Genomic DNA, 21,755 nt, shown 5'->3' with positions numbered 1-21,755 from the left:
TTTCAACAGGAGCGAGCAGCTTTGAGCGCCGTTACATCGCTAGCACAAGAGAACAAACCATCCGGCTCGGTCAAGCCCATCGTGGACCTGACCGCGGCAGACATGGAGCGCGTCAACAAGCTTATCCTGTCAAAGGCCGGCTCCGATGTCGAGATGATACCGGAAGTTGCCAACCACCTGATTTCCTCGGGCGGAAAACGCCTTCGCCCGATGCTGACGCTGGCAGCGGCCGGCATGTTCGGCTATCGCGGCGAATATCACGTCTATCTCGCCACCAGTGTCGAGTTCATGCACACCGCCACCCTGCTGCATGACGATGTCGTTGACGAAAGCGACATGCGGCGCGGCAAGTCGAGCGCACGGATGATCTGGGGCAACCAGGCCAGCGTGCTGGTCGGGGATTTCCTGCTGGGTCAGGCTTTCCGGATGATGGTGGAAACCGGCTCCATGGAAGCGCTGAAGGTGCTTTCCAACGCCGCCGCCGTGATCGCCGAAGGCGAAGTGCTGCAGCTTTCCGTCGCCAAGAAGATGGAAACCACGGAAGCCGATTACATCGCCGTTATCCGCGGCAAGACGGCCGAGCTTTTTGCCGCTGCCGCCGAAGTCGGCCCGATCATCGCCGGTGCATCCGAGGCCGAGCGCACGGCGCTGCGCGACTACGGCATGGCGCTTGGCCTTGCCTTCCAGCTTGTCGACGATGTGCTCGACTATGGCGGCTCCAGTGCCGATCTCGGCAAGAATGTCGGCGACGATTTCCGCGAAGGCAAGATCACCATGCCGGTGATCCTCGCCTATCAGCGCGGCAACGACATCGAAAAGGCGTTCTGGCGCAAGGCGATGGAAGACGGCGTCAATGACGATGCCGCGCTCGAAAAGGCGCGCACGCTGATCACCCGGCACGACGCGCTTGCCGATTCCATTGCCCGGGCCCTTGCCTATGGCGAGGCCGCACGCGCGGCCCTCGCGCCGCTGCCCATGTCGGCCGGCAGGCACGCCCTTGAAGAAGTGATCGATTACTGCATCGCCCGCATCAGTTGACGGCAGTGGCGGATCTGCCCGTCCGGGAAACCGATCCGCCGATGAAAGGTTCTGGATGACAAACACGCTCCCGATGACACGGTTTCTGAGGAATGCGGCACTGGCAGCAACGCTGATGCTGCCCCTTCCGGCTTTTGCCCAGACCGATGACGGCAATGACGCGGCCATGGAAGCGGTGACGGCGGAAAGCTTCCCCGGCGCTCTTCTGGCGGGCCAGTCTGCCGCCTTCGACAACGATCTCGACCGCGCGATCGCCTATTTCCGCCGGGCCCTGCAATACCGCCCGAATGATACGGGAACCAACAACCAGCTTTTCATCGCCCTGATCTTCAACGGCGATCTCGAAAGCGCTGCAACCCAGGCAGAAAACACCACGGATGAGCCGCAGCTCGTTCCACTGCGCGATCTGTCGCTGGCGCTGACGGCGATGTCCCGCGAGGATTACGACGATGCCCTTGCCCGGCTCGACGCATTCGGCGGCTCTGCGCTGGACGAACTGGTTGCCGAACTGCTCAAGGCCTGGGCGCTGACCGGCAAGGACGAACCGGACGCGGCGCTGGCCGATATCGACGCGCTCGAGGGTCCGCCCTGGTTCAACCTCTTCAAGAATTACAACGCCGGCGCGATTGCAGCCCTTTCCGGCGACACGGCCAGGGCCCGCACCTATTTCAACGCCGCGCTCGCTGATCGCGAAGGCGGCATGACCGCGCCCGACACCATGTTGAAAACGGTGATCGGCCTTGCCGCAATCGAACAGCAGGCCGGCAATACCCGCAAGGCGCTGGACACCGTATCGGTTGCCGAGACCTACGGCCTCAACAGCGCCGTACTTGATCCGATCCGTGAGCGGATCGAGGCCGGAGCGCCGGTCGAGGGGTTGCCGCAGTCGACGTCTGCCGGTGCTGCCGGGGTGCTGTTCCAGGTCGCCGCCGCCCTTAATCAGGGCACCTCCGACGATATCGTTTCGCTTTACCTCGCCCTTTCCGATGCCCTTTCGCCCGAAGAGCCGGATGTGCTTTACCTGCGCGGCGTGGTGGCAGCGGCCAATAACAAACCGGAACGGGCGCTGGCCTATTTCTCCCGCATTCCCGAAGACGCGATCCAGTATCGGCTTGCCGAGTTGCAGCAGGGCCTTGCCCTTGCCGAGCTTGAACGGACCGATGAAGCGATCGACATGTTTTACGCGCTGATCGAAGACGCCCCCGATGACCGGCGCGGTTATCTGGCGCTTTCCAGCGTTCTGTCCGCCGAGAAGCGGTTTGCGGAAATGGCCGATGTGCTCGACCGCGCGGCAGACCGGATCGGCGCGGTGGCAGCCCCTGAGGACTGGAGCGTTTTCTACCGGCGCGGCATTGCCTATGAACGGCTGAAGGAATGGGACAAGGCCGAACCGAATTTCCTGCGCGCGCTTGAGCTTTACCCCAACCAGCCGCAGGTTCTGAACTATCTCGGCTATTCCTGGATCGATCAGGGCATGAACCTCGAAAAGGGCCTGGACCTGATCAATCAGGCCGTCGATCAGCGCCCCGATGATGGCTATATCGTCGATTCGCTCGGCTGGGCCTATTACAGGCTCGGTCGCTACGAAGACGCCATGCGCGAGCTGGAGCGGGCCGTTTCGCTGGATACCGGCGACCCCACGATCAACGACCATCTGGGCGATGCCTACTGGCAGATGGGGCGCAAGCTCGAAGCGATCTATCAGTGGAACAAGGCGCTTGCGAGTGAACCGGAGGAGGATCTCGTTCCCGCAATCAGGGAAAAGATCGCCCACGGCCTTGTCGCCAACGATGAAAATGCCGCCAATCCGCTGGCCAAGTCGCCCGAGGGAGACGGCGATACCGTCAAGACACCGTGACCACAGCGCCTGCCGGCGATGCGGTCGCGGAATTCGCGGCGGCGAAGATCAATCTTGCGCTTCACGTGACCGGGCAACGCGGCGACGGCTATCACCTGCTTGATTCGCTGGTGACTTTTGCCGATATCGGCGACCGGCTGACCTTCACGCCAAGCGACCGCGACATGTTCACGCTTTCGGGGCGTTTTGCCGACGATCTGCCGTATCATGATGATCCGGAAACCGGCAATCTGGTGCTGAAAGCGCGCAACCGGCTGCGCGCGGCGGCGGCCCAAACGGGCAGCCCCTGCGCGCCGGTTCATATCCATCTTGAGAAGAACCTGCCGGCCGCCTCCGGCATCGGCGGCGGTTCGGCCGATGCCGCTGCGGCGCTGCGCGGGCTTGTCCGCCTCTGGCAGCCCGGCCTTGATGAGAAAAGCATACACACGATCGCTCTCTCGCTGGGGGCCGATGTGCCGATGTGCCTTGCCTCGCATCCGCTGATTGCCCGGGGCATCGGCGATACCATCCGGCCGGCGACGGGTTTCCCCCGCCTTGATCTCGTACTTGCAAATCCGCTTCAGCCGATTGCGACCCCGGCAGTTTTCAGGGCGCTTGAAAACCGCCACAATCCGCCAATGGACCTTGGCGATCAGCCCGAAGACCAGCGGCGAGACTGGATCGCCCTCGTACGGCAAAGCCGCAACGACCTGCAACGGCCCGCAAACCGGATTGCGCCGGTCATTGATGCGGTGCTGGACGCGCTGTCGTCATCAGGCGCGTCCCTCTCGCGCATGTCGGGTTCGGGCGCGACATGTTTCGGACTGTTTAGCGATCGCGAAAGCGCGCATGCTGCGGCTGACCGGCTTTCCCATGCCCGGCCCGACTGGTTCGTGACCGCAACCGCCACCGTTGCCGCAGGAGAAGAACACCATGGTTGAACGCCCCTTCATTCCCATCCGCTTTGCCGTGCTGACCGTTTCCGACAGCCGCACGCTTGCCGATGACCGCTCCGGCGACACGCTTGTGCAACGCATCGAGACCGCCGGCCACGCATGCGCGGACCGCCGGATCGTCGGTGACGACCGCGCCGAAATCGAAAGCGTCGTGCGAGGCTGGTGCCTTGATCCGGCCGTCGATGTGGTGCTGACCACCGGCGGCACGGGCTTTACCGGACGCGATGTCACGCCGGAAGCCATCGAACCGCTGTTCGACAAGCGCATGGACGGATTTTCCGCCATCTTCCACCGCATTTCATTCGAAAAGATCGGCACATCAACGGTGCAATCGCGGGCAACGGCGGGGCTCAGCAACCAGACCTTCGTCTTCGTGCTGCCCGGTTCGCCGGGCGCCTGCCGCGATGCATGGGACGGTATTCTGGAAAAACAGTTCGACTACCGCCAGCAACCCTGCAATTTCGTGGAAATCATGCCGCGACTCAACGAGCACCTCAAACGCGGCTGACGCCGAAGGACCGTTTCAGACCCTGACCGAAGCCCAGGCCGGAATGATCTCGCAGGACAGTTTGCGCGTCATCTGCCTGCGGGCAAGCGCCAGAGGGGACTTGCCGCACGCCTGGGCCTTTTCGACAGCCAGCTGGCGCGGCATGAGAACGCCCACTTCAAGCGGGCAGCGCCGCTGAAACAGAACCTGGCGGAGCGGCCGGCGATGCCGGCGCGAGCGCGAAAACCGCGCCGGCCGCGTTTCCAGCGCCATATGTTCGAAGATCGCTTCGACCCAACCCGAAAGCGGCCGTGCGCCGGGTTCCAGTACGAGGATCCAGTCACCGCGCGCCTGACGCATCACCTCGGCAAGATCCCAGGAGCGCAGATGGTGGCATCCGGCGGCATCCGCCACCCGCTCCGTGCCGTCGTCGGAGCCGTGGTCGAGCACAATGACATCGCTGACAAGCCCCTCGACCGCGCCGACAACCAGCGTCGACAGCGTATGGGCGAGTTCCGCCTCGTGATTTGTAGTTTCGATAACGACGCTGAGCATGACCTCCTTATGGCAAAGGAACGGGCCTGTTGCAAAGGAGAACATCAATGTTCTTGCTTTGTTCTACTCGGTGCGATAAATTCATGATGAAGTGTTGCCGTTGGACCCCGCATTTCGGGGCCGGACACCGCAATGAGCCGATGAGGTCTGATCATGGATGATGCCTTCATTATCGATTTTGCCAGCGCGCCGCCGCCCGAACGCCACTTCGAGCCGGTGGTGCGTGACCGGCGGCGCGGCCGGGCTGCAACCGCCAATCCCGATGGCCGTTTCGAACCGGTCACGCGCGAGCATTTCGATGACGGCTGGGATATCGATGATGAACTGCCGACGCTTGCCACCGAAGTCCAGGTGGAAAAGGTCAAGACCATCATCACCCGCAATACCTCGCCCGACGTGCCGTTCGAGCGTTCGATCAACCCCTATCGCGGCTGCGAACACGGCTGCATCTATTGTTTTGCCCGCCCGACCCACGGTTTCATGGGGCTTTCTGCCGGGCTCGATTTCGAGACGAAGCTGTTTGCCAAGCCGGATGCGCCGCGCCAGCTTGCCCGTGAACTGGCAAAGCCCGGCTACAAGGCCAGGACAATCGCCATCGGCACCAATACCGATCCATATCAGCCGGTCGAAAAGACCTGGCGGATCATGCGGCAGACGCTGGAAGTGCTGGCCGAGGCCAATCATCCGGTTTCGATCACCACGAAATCCGCGCTCGTGCTGCGCGACCTCGATATCCTGTCGGCAATGGCGGAGAAACATCTCGTCAAGGTGATGGTTTCCGTGACCACGCTCGACCGCAAGCTTGCGCGTGCAATGGAACCACGCGCCGCCACGCCGCCGCGCCGGCTTGAAACCATCCGCACGCTGAGCGAACACGGCATTCCCGTCGGCATCTCCGTCGCGCCCGTGGTGCCGGCGCTGACCGATCACGAGATCGAACGCATTCTCGACAGCGGCAAGGCCGCCGGCGCGCGCGAAGCAAGCTATATTCTGCTGCGCCTGCCGCTGGAAGTGGCGCCGCTGTTCAAGGACTGGCTTCTGGAACACCACCCCGAACGCTACCGTCATGTGATGAGCCTCATCCGGTCGATGCGCGGCGGCAAGGATTACGACGCCGAGTTCGGCAAGCGCATGAAAGGCAGCGGCCCCTATGCCTGGCAGATCGCGCGGCGTTTCGAACTTGCCGTCAAGCGGCTCGGCCTTGCACGGCGGGGCGGCGCACTGCGCGAGGATCTGTTCGTGCCGCCGGATGGCGCGGGCACCCAGCTCAACCTGTTCTGATGCGCTGGACCAGTCCTGCCTGCAACCTTCGGCGGGGATGCAGTGCTGTTGTGTTTCCGGCCGGCCGTTCCCTGGGCCGGGGCCGAAGAAGTCTCCTTTGCCGCCGCACCCGGTCACCCTTCGGGGTCAGACCGGAAGGAGACTTGCGGGAGATCGGCGGGTGGTGTCAAATGACGTTATGTCATTGAACACACCTGCCGATTCTCCTGCCCTTTTCAATCTGCTGCCGGATGGTCCCGATTTTTCGATGGAACAGACCGCCAAGTGGAAAGCCCTCTGGCCGGTTGCCGGTTGCGACGAGGCCGGGCGCGGCCCTCTGGCCGGCCCCGTGGTCGCCGCCGCAGTAATCCTCGACCCCGATCGCATTCCCGAAGGCCTTAATGATTCCAAGAAGCTTTCCGCCAGAAAGCGCGAGAAACTGTTCGAGCTGATCATGGCGGATGCCATCGTCTCCGTCGCCTCCAGCGGCCCGGCGCTGATCGACCGGATCAACATTCTCGCCGCCAGCCTCGACGCCATGCGCCGCGCGGTCTGCAGCCTGCCCGTTGCACCGGCCCTGGTTCTGACGGATGGCCGTGATCGCCCGCCGGGCATTGCCTGCAAGGCGGACCCGGTGATCAAGGGCGACGGCCGGTCGCTGTCCATCGCCGCCGCTTCGATCGTGGCCAAGGTGACGCGAGACCGGATGATGACGCTTGCCGCGACATTCTATCCCGCCTACGGCTTCGATGCCCATGCCGGATACGGAACCGCCCGTCACCTTCGCGCGCTCAGCGAAGCCGGCCCCTGCCCGCTGCACCGCAGGAGCTTCCGGCCGGTCAGGGAACTGCAATACGGCGAAAAGGACAGCAAACACGCGACGACTGAACCGTAAAGGTCTTCGCCAAACGCAAACCGGAGGAAAGGAAAAATATCGGGAAAACTGATGGTCGGAGTGGCAAGATTCGAACTTGCGACCCCCTCGTCCCGAACGAGGTGCGCTACCAGGCTGCGCTACACTCCGTGACCAGCGGCTGCTCTATAAAACAGCATGCGGTATTCGGCAAGCGTCCTGTGAAACTTTTTTGATGGTTTTGTCACGTGGCTGCGTTACCCTCTCCCGGGGTTGTTCGCGCCATGAAGTTTTCATCAGCGCAGCAAAAGCAGGATCGGGCTGTCAAAGCCGGTATTGGTTGTCTAGAATATGAACGGAACCACAGGATGCGTAGTGCGTTGATCATATGGCCTAGTATTTTACGGCCCATGATTGACGGCGGAAACGCTCTGTTGCGTGGTCCTTTTCAGAATAAGCTGCGTTCCGACGGAGCTTTTGCATTTTTTGAAAGTTCGCCGGCGGTTTTATTGGGCCGGTACATTGCGAAGAAAAAAGGATAGATCGTATCAATGAGTGTAAAATTCGGCACCAGCGGATTGCGCGGCCTCTCGGTAGACCTTCTGGGTGAACCCTCCTCTCTCTACTCCGCGGCATTCTGCCGCCATCTGGAGGACACCGGACAGGCCGAAAAGGGCGCTCCGATACTGGTCGGACAGGATTTTCGCGACTCAAGCCCGGCCATTGCCGCAAGCTGCATGGGGGCCATCGCCGCATCGGGCTTCACACCAATCGACTGCGGCGCGCTTCCGACACCGGCGCTCGCCTTTTTCGGGCAGAAAAAGAACGCCGCCTCGATCATGATCACCGGATCGCACATCCCCGCAGACCGTAACGGCATCAAGTTTTATCGCGCCGATGGCGAAATCACCAAGGATGACGAACAGGCGATTTCCGCCTGGGCGGAAAAACTGAAAGGCACGGTCGACACCGGCAACGCCGAAGGCGAAGACATGTCCAGCGAGGCGCAGGCCCTGTTTACCGCGCGCTGCACCGCGATCCTGCCGGAGGATGCCCTTGCCGGCATGAAGATCGGCATTTATCAGCACTCGACCGTCGCCCGGGACCTGTTCATCGCCGTTCTGGAGCATTATGGCGCGGATGTCGTCCCGCTCGGCTTTTCAGAAACCTTCATTCCGGTCGATACCGAAGCCGTTTCCGACGAGACCGTCGGCCTCCTGAAGGGCTGGGCGAAGGAACACGGCCTCGACGCGCTGATCTCGGCCGATGGCGATGCCGACCGCCCGCTTGTTGCCGACGAGACCGGAACGCCGCTGCGCGGCGATCTGGTTGGCCTGATGACGGCGAATTTCCTCAAGGCAAAGGTGGTCGTCACGCCCGTCACATCCAATTCCGGCATCGAGAAGAACGGCGATTTCGAAGTCGTGCGCACCCGCGTCGGATCGCCCTTCGTCATCGCCGGCATGATGGACGCGCTTAAGTCCGGCCAGGATGGCGTCATGGGCTTCGAGGCCAATGGCGGCCTTCTGACGGCATCGCCTTTCCGCCCGGCCGACGACACGATTGCCCCGCTACCCACCCGCGACTGCTTCCTGCCGATCCTGTCGGCGCTTTATCTTGCCGCCAAGGACAGGCGGCCGATGTCGGAACTGGCAAAAGCCTACAGCCTGCCGGTGGCCGATGCCGACCGCATCAAGGACTTCTCGCAGGAGCGCAGCGGCGCCCTGATGGCCTATCTGCGCGAACGCGACGAAAACCTCTCGGCCTTCCTCGAGCCGGTCGGAACGGTTGCCCACAGAAGCGATATCGACGGCCTGCGGGTGACGCTTGAAGACGGCCGCATCATCCATTTTCGCCCGTCCGGCAACGCACCGGAAATGCGCTGCTATGTCGAGGCGAAAGATGCTGACGCAGCAAGCAGGCTTCTCAGGCAGGGCCTTTCCCTTATAGAGGGCTTCAAGGCCAGCTGAACTAGACCTTTTCCCGAAAGCCATTTGAGACATTTATTGGAGTAGTAGAACATGACCAGCAAGATCGTTCCCGTCATCATGGCCGGCGGCAAGGGCACGCGGCTCTGGCCGCTGTCGCGCGCCACTGCGCCGAAGCAGTTCATCCGCTTTCTCGGCCCCAAGACGCTTTATCAGAAGACACTCGAACGTGTGTCCGATGACGAACGCTATGAGGCGCCGATCATCCTGACAAACGAGGATTTCCGCTTCCTCGCCGCCGAGCAGGCGCGCGAGATCGACATGGAACTTTCCGGCATCATTCTGGAACCGATCGCGCGCAATACGGCGCCGGCCGTTGCCGCCGCCGCCGCGCTGGTGCGCAACAATTTCGGCGAAGACGCCATCATGCAGGTGTTTGCCTCCGACCATGAGATCGAGGCAGGCCCGGACTATTTCGCTTGCATCGAAACCGCCTATGCAGCCGCCAAATCCGGCAAGTTGGTCACCTTCGGCATCGAGCCGACCGAGCCGGCCACCGGCTACGGCTATATCGAGGCCGGGGACGAACTGCCGACAGGCGCGCGCAGCGTTGCCCGTTTCGTGGAAAAGCCGGAACAGGCAAAAGCCGAGGAAATGCTGGCAGCCGGGAACTACACCTGGAACTCGGGCATCTTCATGTTCCCGATCTCGGTGCTGGTGCGCGAGCTTGAGGCCTATGCCCCCGAGGTCATGCAATATGCCGAACAGGCCGTGCTGAAGGATGAAAGCGATCTGGAACTCGACTTCATCCGTCTCGACAAGGAAGCTTTCGAGAAATGCCCCGACATTTCCATCGACTACGCCGTCATGGAAAAGACCGCCGAGGCGGCCGTCATCCCCTCGCCCTTCTCATGGTCCGATCTCGGCTCGTGGGATGCCGTGTGGAAAAACGGAGAACAGGACGCTGACGGCAATGTCATCGCCGCTGACGCCACGCTGGTCGACACGACAAATTCGCTGGTCATCTCCCGCGACCTGCATGTCGCCATGCAGGGCCTGGAAGGCATGGCCGTGATTGCATCCGAAGACGCGGTCTATGTCGGCAAGCTCGAAGACAGCCAGAATGTCGGCAACATCGTCAAGATGCTGAAGGCCAGCAAGGAAACCAAGGCGCTTGCCGAGGAGCACCCGACCTCCTACCGTCCGTGGGGCGGCTACACCTCGATCATCAAGGGCGAGCGCTTCCAGGCCAAGCGCATCTTCGTCAAGCCGGGCAAGAAGCTTTCGCTGCAAAAGCACCACCATCGCGCCGAACACTGGATCGTGGTCAAGGGCACAGCCGAGGTGACGGTCGACGAGGATGTGAAGATGCTGACCGAGAACCAGTCGGTCTATATCCCGCTCGGTGCCGTGCATCGCCTGTCCAACCCCGGCAAGATCACGCTGGAACTGATCGAGGTGCAGACCGGCTCCTATCTCGGCGAGGACGACATCATCCGTATCGTCGACGATTTCGGCCGCGGCTGATCAAGCGCCGTCTAGCGAACAAGGAAAAGCCCGCGCCGGCGACGTCGGTGCGGGCTTTATTGCGCAAAACAGATCATTTTCCGTTAGAATGATTGCGGCGTACTTCATCGCCGCAAACTTCAGCGCAAAATACTGAATACAGCGCAACGTCCATGCGCGCACCCTTGACCATCCCACCCGGCCCGCGATATCGTTGCCACACCAAACCCGAAACCGGGTGAGACATCTTTCCTCAGATTCGAAGGGCCGGCACATGATCGAAACCCCTTATCTTCTGTTTCTCGGCGATGCCCCGGATGCGCTGGCCGCCAAGGTCGCCCAGGGCATAAAGGACTGGCGTCCGGATTATGCGGTCGGGCAGTTCCGCCTTGAGGGCTGCAAGGCCGACATGAAACTGCCGGACCTGACGATTGCCGAAGCGGTCGAAAAGGGCGTGAAGACGCTGGTCATCGGCGTTGCCAATCGCGGTGGCGTGATTTCGCCGGCATGGAAAAGCGTGCTGATCGAAGCGCTTGAGGCGGGGCTTGATCTGGCCTCCGGCCTGCACAATCTGCTGCGCAACGAGCCCGATCTGGCCGCAAAGGCAAAGGAACTCGGCCGCACGCTTCATGATGTCCGCATTCCCGCCGTGCAGTATCCGATTGCAAACGGCAAGAAGCGCACCGGCAAGCGCATGCTCGCCGTCGGCACGGATTGCTCCGTGGGCAAGATGTACACCGCGCTATGCGTCGAAAAGGCGATGCGCGAAAAGGGCCTGAAGGCCACCTTCCGCGCCACCGGCCAGACCGGCATTCTGATCACCGGCGACGGCGTGCCGCTTGACGCGGTGATTGCCGATTTCATGGCCGGCTCGGTCGAATATCTGACCCCCGACAACGACGCCGACCACTGGGACCTGATCGAGGGCCAGGGCAGCCTGTTCCACGCCTCCTATTCCGGCGTCACCATGGCGCTCGTCCATGGCGGCCAGCCGGATGCGCTGGTGCTCTGCCATGAGCCCGACCGCCCGCATATGCGCGGCCTGCCGGATTATCATCTGCCGAGCCTGGAAGCATTGCGCGACCTCGCCCTTCAGATCGCCCGCATCGTCAACCCGGACTGCAAGGTGGTCGGCATTTCCGCCAACACCTCGGCGATGACGGATGAGGAAGCGCTGACATGGTGCCGTGAGACCGAAGCGCGCATGGGCCTGCCGACGGTCGACCCGTTCCGCCACGGCGCTGAAAAGCTCGCCGATGCGCTGGCAGCATTATGACCGGCGTCATTGTCACGGCACATGAGGATGTGTTTCCGGTCGCCGGAAGCTTCACCATTTCGCGCGGTTCACGCACGGAAATCCGCGTCGTCACCGTCACGCTTTCCGATGACGAACATACCGGGCGCGGTGAATGCGTGCCCTATGCCCGCTATGGCGAAACCGTTGACGGCGTGATTGCCGATATTCTGGCCCTGAAAGGCGAAATTGCCGGCGGGCTCGACCGGACCGCGCTGCAAACGCACATGAAGCCAGGTGCTGCGCGCAACGCGCTCGACTGCGCCTTCTGGGATCTTGAGGCCAAGCGCGCGGGCAAACCGGTCTGGCAACTGGCCGGGCTTTCAAAACCCGGCCCGCTAACCACCGCCTACACCATCTCGCTCGGCACGCCGGAAAAAATGCAGGCTCAGGCGGCGGAAAACGCCCACCGGCCGCTGCTCAAGGTCAAGCTCGGCACCGATGACGACCGCGGCCGGATTGAGGCCGTGCGCGCCGGCGCGCCGGATGCCACGATCATCGTCGACGCCAATGAAGGCTGGACAGTCGAGACCTATCAGCAACTCGCGCCCGAACTGGTCCGCCTCGGCGTGGCGCTGGTGGAACAGCCGCTGCCGGCCGGCGACGACGAAGCCCTTGCCCATATCGACCGGCCGCTGCCGGTCTGCGCCGACGAAAGCTGCCATGCCCGCCCTTCTCTTGAAAGCCTCAAGGGCAAATATGACGCAATCAACATCAAGATCGACAAGACCGGCGGCCTGACCGAAGCGCTGCTCCTGAAAAAGGCGGCAATGGAAGCCGGCTTCCAGATCATGACCGGCTGCATGCTCGGCACCTCGCTGGCCATGGCGCCAGCCATGCTGGTCGCAGACGGCGCCCCGTTCGTCGATCTCGACGGCCCGCTTCTGCTCGCAAAAGACCGCGAACCGGCAATCACCTTCGAAGGCTCGGTGATGCATCCGGTCGACCCGGCGCTTTGGGGGTAGGAAGACCATCAGCCCTTCGCGGCCATCATTGCAAAAGTAAAACGCGGGAAGCCCGCCCGCCTACGCGAGCTTTGGCTATTCGGCCAAACCAATACAGCACTGCAGGTTTCACCAGCTCTCCTGCCCAACACGCCATCACCCCGGCCTTGAGCCGGGGTCCAGGGCCACGCGGGAAACGTCGCAGGCCAATTGCGGCGTCCCGGCACTGCGATGGTGGCTATTGCCCCATCATCCACTAAGATCATGATAATCAATTCAAATTCCTCTGCCATGCGGCTCTGGATGCCGGCTCAAGGCCGGCATGACGGAATGTGAGAGCGGGATTATCAAGAAAAGCCTTTCCCTTTTACATTCGACGACCTAACGCATCCGCGCGAAACTCATCGAGATGTGGGCGCGGCGCATGTGGCCGATGGCGTCGAGATTGTCGCTGCGCAGCGCCGTCAGGATATCGGCAGTTTCGCGGCAATAGATTTCGGCCTCGTTTTCAAGGTCGATATCGGATGCGGTGATGGCCTGCAGCCAGATGCGGGCGGTGCGGAAATAAAGCCGCTCGCTGGCGTCCCGCAGCGGCCGGTTTTCCGTCAGTTTCAGAAGTTGCAGAAACATGTCGCGATCCAGCGCGGCAAAGGCCCGCGGCGACGGTTCCTGGCGCAGCGCTTCGGCGCGGGCGTTCAGCACCCGGAATTCCTCGATCCGTTCCGGCGTCAGCGCCACCGGGTCGAGACTCGTCACCAGCACCATCAATTCCATGCGCAGGCGATAGACCTGGGCCAGTTCGTCAAGGTCGACATCGGTGACGATGGTGCCGACGCCATGGACCGATTGCAGCAGGCCTTCGTCTTCCAGCCGCGCTAGAACCCGCCGCAAGGGCGTGCGCGACATGCCGAACTCTTCGGCAAGCGCTGCCTCTGAAAGCTTTTCGCCGGGCGGATAGTCGAGCATGCAGATACGCTCGCGAATGATATCGTGGATCTGCTCCAGCCGGTCGCGGCCGGTCGGCGCTTCGATCACCGCGTCTTCGCTCATGTCCAGTGCTCCCCAAGCCGGTCGAGCATGGTCAGGCACTGGGAGAGCTGTTCGGCGCTGATGAACTCATCGGGCTTGTGGGCCTGATCGATCGAGCCCGGCCCGCAGACCACGGCATCCATGCCGATTTCCTGAAAAAACCCGGCCTCCGTTCCGAAGGGCACCACATCGGCGCGATTTTCCCCGGTCAGCGCGAAGGCAAGGTCGCGGGCGCTGTTGGCGTTTTTCGGGAAAAGCGCGGCCGCCTCGCCGATCACTTCCGTCTCGATCCCCGCCTCCGGCGTGTGCCGGCGCATTTCCGGCAGAAGCCGGGTGCGGCAATATTCAGCAATCTCCTGTTTCACATAACCAAGGTCTTCAGCCACCACCGGCCGCGTCTCCCATTTCAGCACCGCGCGCGGCGCAATCACATTATGCGACATGCCGCCTTCCAGCCCGCCGACATTGAGTGTCGCATAGGGCGGATCATAGCGCGAGCCGACGGGCGTGCGCTGTTTCAGCCCGTCGCGCAGTTCCATCAGCCGGGCGATATAGCGCGCGGCATATTCCACGGCATTGACCCCTGCATCGGGCGCGGAGGAATGGCCCGAGCGGCCGGTAAAGGTCACGGTATATTCGCAGCATCCCTTGTGCCCTTCGATCACCCGCATCAGCGTCGGCTCGCCGACGATCGCTAGCCCCGGACGCACTTCGCGGTCCTTCAGGTGCTCAACCAGCGCCTTTGCGCCGATGCAGCCGACCTCCTCGTCATGGGTGAAGGCGAAATGGATCGGCCGTTTTTCCGCCAGCGCGGCAAGTTCCTCGCGCCGGGCCAGACAGCAGGCGATGAAGCCTTTCATGTCGCAGGCGCCGCGCCCGTAAAACCGGCCATCGCGTTCTGTAAGTTCAAAGGGATCGCTCATCCACATATGCTCATCGACCGGCACCACATCGGTATGGCCGGAGAGCATCAGCCCGCCGGCAATCTCGGGCCCGAGCGAGGCGAACAGATTGGCCTTGGTGCCGGTCTCGTCGGTGAAGATTTCCACGCGCGCGCCGACATCGGCCAGCCTGTCGGCGATATAGGCGATCACCGGCAGGTTGCTTTCAGACGAGACTGTGGGAAAGGCGACCAGATCGGCCAGAATATCGCGGCAGGCGGCAAGTTCGAACATTTGCGCTTCAGCCTTTCACAAACAGCTTGCGCTCGATATTGCAGAGCGCTTCGGCGGGGCCATCCTCCCGGATGAGAATGGTCTCGGTGATTTCAAGCCCCCAGTCATCCATCCACAGACCCGGCATGAAATGCAGCGTCATGCCGGGTTTCAACAGCGTATCATCGCTGGTGCGGATGCTGACGGTGTGCTCGCCCCAGTCCGGCGGATAGGCAAGGCCGGTGGCATAGCCGCAGCGGTTCGGCCGCTCGATACCGATCTTCCAGAGCTCCCTTTCCATGGCCGCGGCGATATCGCCGGCGCGGTTTCCTGCGCGCGCCGCCTCGATCCCTGCATTGAGCCCGGCGACGGCCGCATCCGCCGCCGCTTTCATGTAATCCGGCGGCGTGCCGAAAAAGACGGTGCGCGACAGCGGCGCATGGTAGCGGCGATAACAGCCCGCCTGTTCGATAAACGTCGCCTCGCCCATACGGAAGTCATCGGCGTTCCAGGTCAGGTGCGGGGCAGAGGCGTCGCGGCCCGATGGCAGAAGCGGCATAATGGCGGGGTAATCGCCCCAGGCGTCGTCGGCTCCTTCGATTGCGGTTTTCATCAGTTCGCCGACAAAACGGTTCTTTTTCATGCCCGGTTCGGCGATATCCATGGCATGCGACATCACCCTGTCGGAAATCTTCGCCGCCTTGCGCATGAAGGCGATCTCCTCATCCGACTTGACCACGCGCTGCCAGTCGACGAGACCCGAACCGTCCTTGATCGTCGCATCGGGAAGGCCCTCGACCAGCGCCTTGTGCCCGGCCGCGGAATAGTAATAGGCGGTCATCTCCACGCCGATGCGGTTCCGGCCATGGCCGAGGTCCCTGATCTTGTCGGCAAGATCGTCCATCGGGTGGCAATCGGCAGCCTGCACAAACCGGTCGGCGTAATAGAGGATATGATCCTCATCGATGTAGGATGTGCGCCGCGCGCCGTTGGCATCCATCAGCCGGCCCCACCAGAACGGCATGCCCTCCCGCGTCACCAGCACGGCCTGATCGACATAAAACGACCAGCCGTCATAACCGGTCAGCCAGTTCATGCCGGCGGGTGCCGTGACGACCAGCACATCAATGCCCCAGGCGTCCATCGCCTTTCGGGTCAATGCCAGGCGGCGGTCATATTCGGATCGGGAGAAAGGCAGCGCTGGCATGGTTCCCTCGTTTTATTTGTGCACAACCTGTCAGGAGCAGGTCGCCGTGAATGAATTCCGGTTTTGAACGCATCGCCTTTCCGCCCATCTCGGCGTCATCCTCGGGCTTGACCCGAGGATCTAATCACCTCTCCCTGCGAGAGGAGGTGCGTTTCCTTGTGCCCTGCACTTCCAGCGCGTTCCATCCGCCAACGCCGCTCGCGACATAAGTGGCTGGATCCTCGGGTCAAGCCCGAGGATGACGCAGAAAGAGAGGGGAGGGTTCGCGATATTCACGTGCAGGATGTTCCGCTTTGCATTCCCATTGAGAGTTGTATACAACATTGTTTTAATATCGCGCGCAAGCCCCTTCCAACCCAACGAGGACAATGATGCTCACAAACGACCAGCTCGACCGTTTCGACCGCGAGAATTTCTTCCACCCCTCGACCCATCTCGCCCAGCATGCGCGCGGCGAAAGCGCCAGCCGCATCGTCAAGACGGGCAAGGGCGTGTTCATCGAGGATCGTGACGGCAAGAAGCTGCTCGACGCATTCGGCGGGCTTTACTGCGTCAATGTCGGCTATGGCCGCGAAAGCATCATCGAGGCGATTGCCGATCAGGCGCGGGAACTCGCCTATTACCACGCCTATGCCGGCCACAGCACGGAAGCGGCGATCAATCTGGCAAAGATGGTGATGGACCGCGCGCCGGAGCATATGTCCAAGGTCTATTTCGGCCTGTCGGGGTCGGATGCCAACGAGACCAATATCAAGCTCGTCTGGTACTACAATAACATCCTCGGCCGGCCCGAGAAGAAGAAGATTATCTCGCGCTGGCGCGGCTATCACGGCTCCGGGCTGATGACCGGTTCGCTGACCGGCCTCCCCGGCTTCCAGAAGAAATTCGACCTGCCGCTGGAAAAGGTGTTCCACACCACCGCGCCCTATTATTTCCGCCGCAAGGACCTGGCGATGAGCGAGTCCGATTTCGTGGCCTATTGCGTTGCGGAACTCGAACACCGCATCGAGCGCGAGGGTGCAGATACCATCGCCGCCTTCATCGGCGAGCCGGTTTTAGGCACCGGCGGCCTTGTCCCGCCGCCGGAAGGCTATTGGGAAGCGATCTCCGCCGTTCTGGAAAAACACGACATCCTGCTGATTGCCGATGAGGTGGTTACCGGTTTCGGCCGTCTCGGCTCGATGTTCGGCTCGGCGCATTTCAACCTGAAGCCCGATCTCATCACCATCGCCAAGGGGCTGACCTCGGCCTATGCGCCGCTTTCCGGCAGCATCGTTTCGGAGAAGATGTGGAAGGTGCTGGAACAGGGCACCGATGAAAACGGCCCGATCGGCCATGGCTGGACCTATTCCGCGCACCCGATCGGTGCGGCGGCGGGCGTCGCCAATCTGAAGCTGATCGACGAACTGGGTCTGGTGAAGAATGCCGGCGAGACCGGTGCCTATTTCCGCGCCGCCATGCAGGATGCGCTGGGCGAGCACGCCCATGTCGGCGATGTGCGCGGCGAAGGCATGCTGCTGGCCGTGGAGTTCGTGAAGGACCGCGAGACCCGCACCTTCTTCGATCCGGAAGAAAAGATCGGCTACAAGCTGGCCGCAGCCCTGCTGTCGGAAGGTGTGATTGCCCGCGCCATGCCGGAAGGCGACATTCTGGGCTATGCCCCGCCGCTGTGCCTGACGCGCGAAGAAGCCGACCAGATCGTCGCTGCGACGAAGAAAGCGGTGACGACGGTTCTCGGCTGACAAGGGTTTGGAAAGGCTTGCCCCCGGCGCATCCGGGGGCAAGCATATTCAGTGATGACCGATGACGTGCTGCACAAGGCGCAGCACCAGATGCAGTGCCAGAAACATGGCACCGAAAAGCAGGATGACATGGGCAAGCGGGGTCAGCAGACTGCCCTCGATATCGCCCGCAACATCGCGATAGTGATAAAGGCCGAAGCGTATGGTCAAGGTGGCAAGGCCGATCACCACCAGCACAAGGCCGGCTAGTTTCATGTTCCGATCTCCCTGAGGCGCTCGAGCGTTTACGAGATCGGTCTCTTTGGGGCAGCAGGACGCCGCCCGTCTTTCAAAATGCACAAAAGACCGAAACGCGAAAGACGGCCACCGGCCGCCTTTCGGTATTTTCGTATCTTCTATCGTGCTTTTGTGGCGATTTAAGGCCAGCGTCACTATTGCCCCGCAAGCGAAACCGAAATTTCCGAAACCGCGGGCGCTTCCTCGATCAAGCCGTTTGCCGCCATGAACGCGCCGAAGCGCTGGTAGCGACCGGCATCGAAGGCCGCCGGGCTCTTGGCAAAGCGAGCGACGGTATCGGCAAAGGCTGCACGGTTCAGCTCGTCGTCAAGATCGGGATAGGCCTCGGCGAACAGGCTCCAGGCCTCGTCCGGGTGATTGGTGATGAAGATCGTTGCTTTCTCGACGGCATCGAGAAAACGCGGCAGACGGTCATCATCGAGCAGTTCGCTGCGGGTCACATAGATCAGCTCGTCATAGACCGGAACGCCGTTTTCTTCCGGAAAAAAGGCTCGTCCCTCCTCGCCTTCGATGGCCATCTGGGTCAGCTCGAAATTGCGGAACGCGCCGATCGTGGCATCCACCTGGCCGGAAAGAAGCGACTGGGTGAGCGCGAAATTGACATTGACAAGGGTGATGTCATCCCGCGACAGGCCGGTGCTTTCAAGCATGGCGGAGACGACCGCCTCCTCGATCCCGGCGACGGAAAAGCCGATTTTCTTGCCTTTCAGATCGGAAAGCGACTGCACCGGACCATCCGCCATCACCGTCAACGTATTGAGGGGTGTGGACACCAGCGTGCCGAAACGCTTGATGTCGATGCCTGCGGCATGGTCGAGATAGAGGTTCGGCTGGTAGTGAACGCCGATATCGGCGCGCCCGGCGGCAACCATGCGCGGCACCATGGATGGATCGGCCGGCGGCACCAGTGTCACATCCAGTTTTTCATCTTCGAAATAGCCCTGCTGCTGGGCGACCACCAGCGGCGCATGGTCCGGGTTCACATACCATTCGAGAATGACATCGAGCTTGTCATTGGCAGCGGCCATGCCGGGCAACAATGTCAGCGCGGCAATCAGGGTCAGTTTCTTGAGCATTCATTCCTCCTTGTCAGGACAGTCCGGCCGCTCATGCCTGTGGCGACCAGCGGGTGAAAAAGGGAGCGGCGAGATCCACCGCCTTTCGAAACAGAACGGCTTCCAGCGCCAGGATCAGCATGGCCGCAAACACGGTCTCGCCCTGCATGCGGGCATTGGCCTGCACCATGACGAAGCCGAGACCGCCGGCAGCGCCAACCCATTCGCCGACGACCGCGCCCAGCGGCGCAAGCGGTGCGGCAATGCGCAGGCCGGAGAAAAGCTGCGGCATGGCCAGCGGAAGCCGGATGAGAAAGAGGAGTTGCCAGTGGCCTGCGCCATCGAGATGCGCGGCCTTGACGATGGCGCTGTCGGTGCGGGCAAGGCCGTCGGCAAAATTGGAGGCGACCGGAAAGAACACGATGATCGTCGTCATCACCACCTTGGACGCGATGCCGAAGCCGAACCAGAGCACCAGCATGGGCGCGATGACGAACACGGGAAAGGATTGCAGCACCACCAGCGCCGGCCAGACCAGCCGGCCGAAACGGGGAAAGCCGGCAAGCAGAAAGGCCGCACCGGCGCCGAACAGCGCACCGGCGGCAAAGCCTGCGATGATCTCACGCAGCGTGACCAGCGCTTCGGCAAACAGATAGGCGTGTCCGCTCCACAGCCTGACCGCGACGGAAAGCGGGGCGGGCAGGATATAGCGCGGCAGCGCAAACACCATGACCACCGCCTGCCAGAGCAGGATCAGGGCGCAAACCACCAGACAAAATCGGAAAACCGCATAAAGGCTCTGCTTCAACACCCCTCTCCCCGGCACAGCCGGGCAGCGGACGTAACAAAACAGGCTGATATTCTGGGCGTGTCGCTCAACACCAAACTCCGTTCCTACGCCGGCATGACCCGGATCAGGTTCAAGGGTTCGGCAAACGCCATCTCAGCATCTTCCACGAAGATCGCACCCCTCGGATGGGCATATCTATGACCACGTCGGCAGGCCCGGTCAAGGGGTGTCGACAAATGCTTCGGCGACAGGAATTCAACCGAATTGAGTTAATTACGTGTATTACATCCTAAAGTTGCCCTAAAGATTGGCGAAAAGCAAAACTTTCAGCTACCGTTCACAAAAACAGACTAAGGGTTCGGTGAAGGAAGAAAGCTGAACGGCGTGCCGGAACCCCGGCAACGCCTGTGGAATGCGGAGGAAACCAATGCTTATCGCCATCGTTATCGTGGCGGCACTGTTCGGCATGCTCTTCGGTTTTGACCAGGGCGTGATCTCCGGCGCATTGCCGTTCATCAAACAGGATTTCACCATCACGCCCTTCATGGAAGGGGTGATCACATCCGCCGTTCCGCTCGGCGCGGTTGGCGGCACGATCGTCGCCATGGTCACCACCGATCGCTACGGGCGAAAGCCGATGCTGATCCTCGGCGCCGTGATCTTTCTGGTCGGCTCGCTGATTTCGGCGCTCGCCTTCAACCAGTACATCCTGACGCTGGCCCGCCTTCTGATCGGCGTCGGCATCGGCGCATCGGCCATGACGGCCCCGATGTTTCTGGCGGAAGTGGCGCCGGCGCGCATTCGTGGCACTATCGTCTCCGCCTTCCAGTTGATGATCACCATCGGCATCATGGTCTCCTACATGTCGGATGCAGCCTTCGGTGGTTCCGGCGACTGGCGCTGGATGATCGGCGTCGGCGTGTTCCCGTCGATCATTGCCCTTGTTGGCATTCTGCTTTCGCCGGAGACCCCGCGCTGGCTGACGCTGAATTCCAATGCCGACAAGGCCCGCGACATCATCGCCAGGCTGCAGCCGGAATCCTCCGACGCAGAGATTGACGGGATCATCGCCGAAATCAAGGAAAGCGCCAGGGACGAGGAAGCAAAGCCATCCTGGAGCACATTCCTGAAAAAGGGCATTCTGCCGATTACCAGTTTCGCGATGATCGTGTTCGTGCTTCAGCAGCTCTCCGGCATCAATGCTATCATTTATTACGCCCCGGAGATTTTCAAGAACGCCGGCTTTTCCGGCACTACGACCGATCTTCTGGCAACTGTCGGCATCGGCGTGGTCAATGTCGCGCTGACGGTCGTCGCCATGTATCTCGTTGAATCCATGGGACGGCGCAAATTGCTGATCATGGGCTTTATCGGAACCTCGGCCGCCATGGCGCTGGTGACGGTTGCAACCATGATCAACATCGCCGCGACGCCCTATCTGGCAATGATCGGGATCTTCGCCTTCATCGCGTTCTTTGCCGTCAGCCTCGGCCCGTTGCCCTGGCTTTACATGGCGGAGCTGTTTCCGCTCAGACTACGCCCGCGCGGCATGGCGCTGCCCTCTGTCGCCAACTGGTTCTTCAACTTCGTCGTCGCCCTGCTGTTCCCCGAGCTTCTGGCAGGCATCGGCATTGTCGGGACCTTCGCGATCTTCACCGGTTTCTGCGTGATCGGCATTTTCTATGCCATCGCGGTAGCGCCGGAGACCAAGGGCGTCACGCTGGAGGAAATCGAGCAACGCACCGTTGCAGCAGGCTGATCTGCCCGCACCGCATGATGATCGACGGCCCGCCGCGAGCGGGCCGTTTTGCGTGAGACCGCCA

At 61.8% G+C, this 21,755-nt stretch carries 19 protein-coding genes, 1 tRNA gene and 1 riboswitch; of the genes, 12 read left to right on the top strand and 8 right to left on the bottom strand.

What is annotated here, in order from left to right:
- Positions 1–21: 21 nt before the first annotated feature.
- Genes ABID12_RS10345 through moaB form a run of 4 tightly spaced genes read left to right on the top strand, consistent with a single transcriptional unit; the run spans position 22 to position 4,339 of the window.
- The gene (locus tag ABID12_RS10345) at positions 22–1,038 is read left to right on the top strand and encodes a polyprenyl synthetase family protein (RefSeq protein ID WP_227023703.1); all 1,017 of its coding nucleotides are present in this window, start codon (positions 22–24) and stop codon (positions 1,036–1,038) included.
- A 55-nt stretch (positions 1,039–1,093) separates the two neighbouring features.
- On the top strand, positions 1,094–2,896 hold the full coding sequence (locus ABID12_RS10340) for a tetratricopeptide repeat protein (protein ID WP_354434146.1): 1,803 nt from the start codon (positions 1,094–1,096) through the stop codon (positions 2,894–2,896).
- On the top strand, positions 2,893–3,816 hold the full coding sequence (locus ABID12_RS10335) for a 4-(cytidine 5'-diphospho)-2-C-methyl-D-erythritol kinase (RefSeq protein ID WP_354434145.1): 924 nt from the start codon (positions 2,893–2,895) through the stop codon (positions 3,814–3,816). Before ABID12_RS10340 ends, ABID12_RS10335 begins: the two co-directional genes overlap by 4 nt.
- A complete protein-coding gene (gene moaB, locus ABID12_RS10330) occupies positions 3,809–4,339 on the top strand; it encodes a molybdenum cofactor biosynthesis protein B (protein ID WP_354434144.1) in 531 nt (176 codons plus the stop codon). The genes ABID12_RS10335 and moaB overlap by 8 nt, the downstream gene beginning before the upstream one ends.
- Positions 4,340–4,354: 15 nt before the next feature.
- On the opposite strand, the gene ABID12_RS10325 is transcribed toward moaB, so the two are convergent.
- A complete protein-coding gene (locus tag ABID12_RS10325; RefSeq protein ID WP_354434143.1) occupies positions 4,355–4,873 on the bottom strand; it encodes a glycosyltransferase family protein in 519 nt (172 codons plus the stop codon).
- 147 nt (positions 4,874–5,020) lie between these two features.
- Here ABID12_RS10325 and ABID12_RS10320 point away from each other — a divergent pair, with 147 nt between their 5' ends.
- A complete protein-coding gene (locus ABID12_RS10320) occupies positions 5,021–6,154 on the top strand; it encodes a PA0069 family radical SAM protein (RefSeq protein ID WP_354434286.1) in 1,134 nt (377 codons plus the stop codon).
- Positions 6,155–6,332: 178 nt separating this feature from the next.
- Positions 6,333–7,028: a ribonuclease HII gene (rnhB, locus tag ABID12_RS10315; RefSeq protein ID WP_354434142.1), complete on the top strand. Its 696-nt coding sequence runs from the start codon at positions 6,333–6,335 to the stop codon at positions 7,026–7,028.
- 52 nt (positions 7,029–7,080) lie between these two features.
- Here rnhB and ABID12_RS10310 read toward each other — a convergent pair.
- Positions 7,081–7,157, bottom strand: a tRNA-Pro gene (locus ABID12_RS10310).
- 380 nt (positions 7,158–7,537) lie between these two features.
- On the opposite strand from ABID12_RS10310, the gene ABID12_RS10305 reads away from it, so the two are divergent.
- From ABID12_RS10305 to dgcA, 4 genes are all read left to right on the top strand, one after another.
- Positions 7,538–8,956: a phosphomannomutase gene (locus ABID12_RS10305; protein ID WP_354434141.1), complete on the top strand. Its 1,419-nt coding sequence runs from the start codon at positions 7,538–7,540 to the stop codon at positions 8,954–8,956.
- Between the two features lie 51 nt (positions 8,957–9,007).
- On the top strand, positions 9,008–10,441 hold the full coding sequence (locus ABID12_RS10300; protein WP_354434140.1) for a mannose-1-phosphate guanylyltransferase/mannose-6-phosphate isomerase: 1,434 nt from the start codon (positions 9,008–9,010) through the stop codon (positions 10,439–10,441).
- Between the two features lie 253 nt (positions 10,442–10,694).
- The gene (dgcN, locus tag ABID12_RS10295; protein ID WP_354434139.1) at positions 10,695–11,696 is read left to right on the top strand and encodes an N-acetyltransferase DgcN; all 1,002 of its coding nucleotides are present in this window, start codon (positions 10,695–10,697) and stop codon (positions 11,694–11,696) included.
- Positions 11,693–12,679, top strand: a complete 987-nt coding sequence (gene dgcA / locus ABID12_RS10290) for an N-acetyl-D-Glu racemase DgcA (RefSeq protein WP_354434138.1) — start codon at positions 11,693–11,695, stop codon at positions 12,677–12,679. Before dgcN ends, dgcA begins: the two co-directional genes overlap by 4 nt.
- A 360-nt stretch (positions 12,680–13,039) precedes the next feature.
- On the opposite strand, the gene ABID12_RS10285 is transcribed toward dgcA, so the two are convergent.
- Genes ABID12_RS10285 through ABID12_RS10275 form a run of 3 tightly spaced genes read right to left on the bottom strand, consistent with a single transcriptional unit; the run spans position 13,040 to position 16,048 of the window.
- The gene (locus tag ABID12_RS10285) at positions 13,040–13,708 is read right to left on the bottom strand and encodes a GntR family transcriptional regulator (protein ID WP_354434137.1); all 669 of its coding nucleotides are present in this window, start codon (positions 13,706–13,708) and stop codon (positions 13,040–13,042) included.
- The gene (argE, locus tag ABID12_RS10280; protein ID WP_354434136.1) at positions 13,705–14,862 is read right to left on the bottom strand and encodes an acetylornithine deacetylase; all 1,158 of its coding nucleotides are present in this window, start codon (positions 14,860–14,862) and stop codon (positions 13,705–13,707) included. The genes ABID12_RS10285 and argE overlap by 4 nt, the downstream gene beginning before the upstream one ends.
- Positions 14,863–14,869: 7 nt before the next feature.
- Entirely contained in the window at positions 14,870–16,048 is a 1,179-nt protein-coding gene (locus tag ABID12_RS10275) for a M24 family metallopeptidase (protein WP_354434135.1), read from the bottom strand.
- 371 nt (positions 16,049–16,419) lie between these two features.
- Here ABID12_RS10275 and ABID12_RS10270 point away from each other — a divergent pair, with 371 nt between their 5' ends.
- Entirely contained in the window at positions 16,420–17,790 is a 1,371-nt protein-coding gene (locus ABID12_RS10270) for an aspartate aminotransferase family protein (protein WP_435528218.1), read from the top strand.
- A gap of 48 nt (positions 17,791–17,838) precedes the next feature.
- Here ABID12_RS10270 and ABID12_RS10265 read toward each other — a convergent pair whose 3' ends face one another.
- From ABID12_RS10265 to ABID12_RS10255, 3 genes are all read right to left on the bottom strand, one after another.
- Complete coding sequence (locus ABID12_RS10265; RefSeq protein WP_106308458.1) at positions 17,839–18,045, bottom strand: hypothetical protein; 207 nt, start codon at positions 18,043–18,045, stop codon at positions 17,839–17,841.
- 176 nt (positions 18,046–18,221) lie between these two features.
- Positions 18,222–19,163 carry an ABC transporter substrate-binding protein gene (locus tag ABID12_RS10260; protein ID WP_354434133.1) on the bottom strand — a complete coding sequence of 314 codons (942 nt, stop codon included), beginning with the start codon at positions 19,161–19,163 and terminating at the stop codon, positions 18,222–18,224.
- Between the two features lie 31 nt (positions 19,164–19,194).
- Positions 19,195–19,950, bottom strand: a complete 756-nt coding sequence (locus ABID12_RS10255; protein ID WP_354434132.1) for an ABC transporter permease — start codon at positions 19,948–19,950, stop codon at positions 19,195–19,197.
- Between the two features lie 66 nt (positions 19,951–20,016).
- A riboswitch (TPP riboswitch) is annotated at positions 20,017–20,124 on the bottom strand.
- 235 nt (positions 20,125–20,359) lie between these two features.
- Here ABID12_RS10255 and ABID12_RS10250 point away from each other — a divergent pair.
- Positions 20,360–21,691 carry a sugar porter family MFS transporter gene (locus ABID12_RS10250; protein ID WP_354434131.1) on the top strand — a complete coding sequence of 444 codons (1,332 nt, stop codon included), beginning with the start codon at positions 20,360–20,362 and terminating at the stop codon, positions 21,689–21,691.
- The last annotated feature ends 64 nt before the right edge of the window (positions 21,692–21,755 follow it).

The sequence above is a fragment of the Martelella mangrovi genome, from assembly GCF_040545495.1.
Lineage (GTDB): Bacteria > Pseudomonadota > Alphaproteobacteria > Rhizobiales > Rhizobiaceae > Martelella > Martelella mangrovi.
The sequence above is the reverse complement of the archived record's forward strand: the minus strand, read 5'-3'. Positions and strand labels throughout refer to the sequence as shown.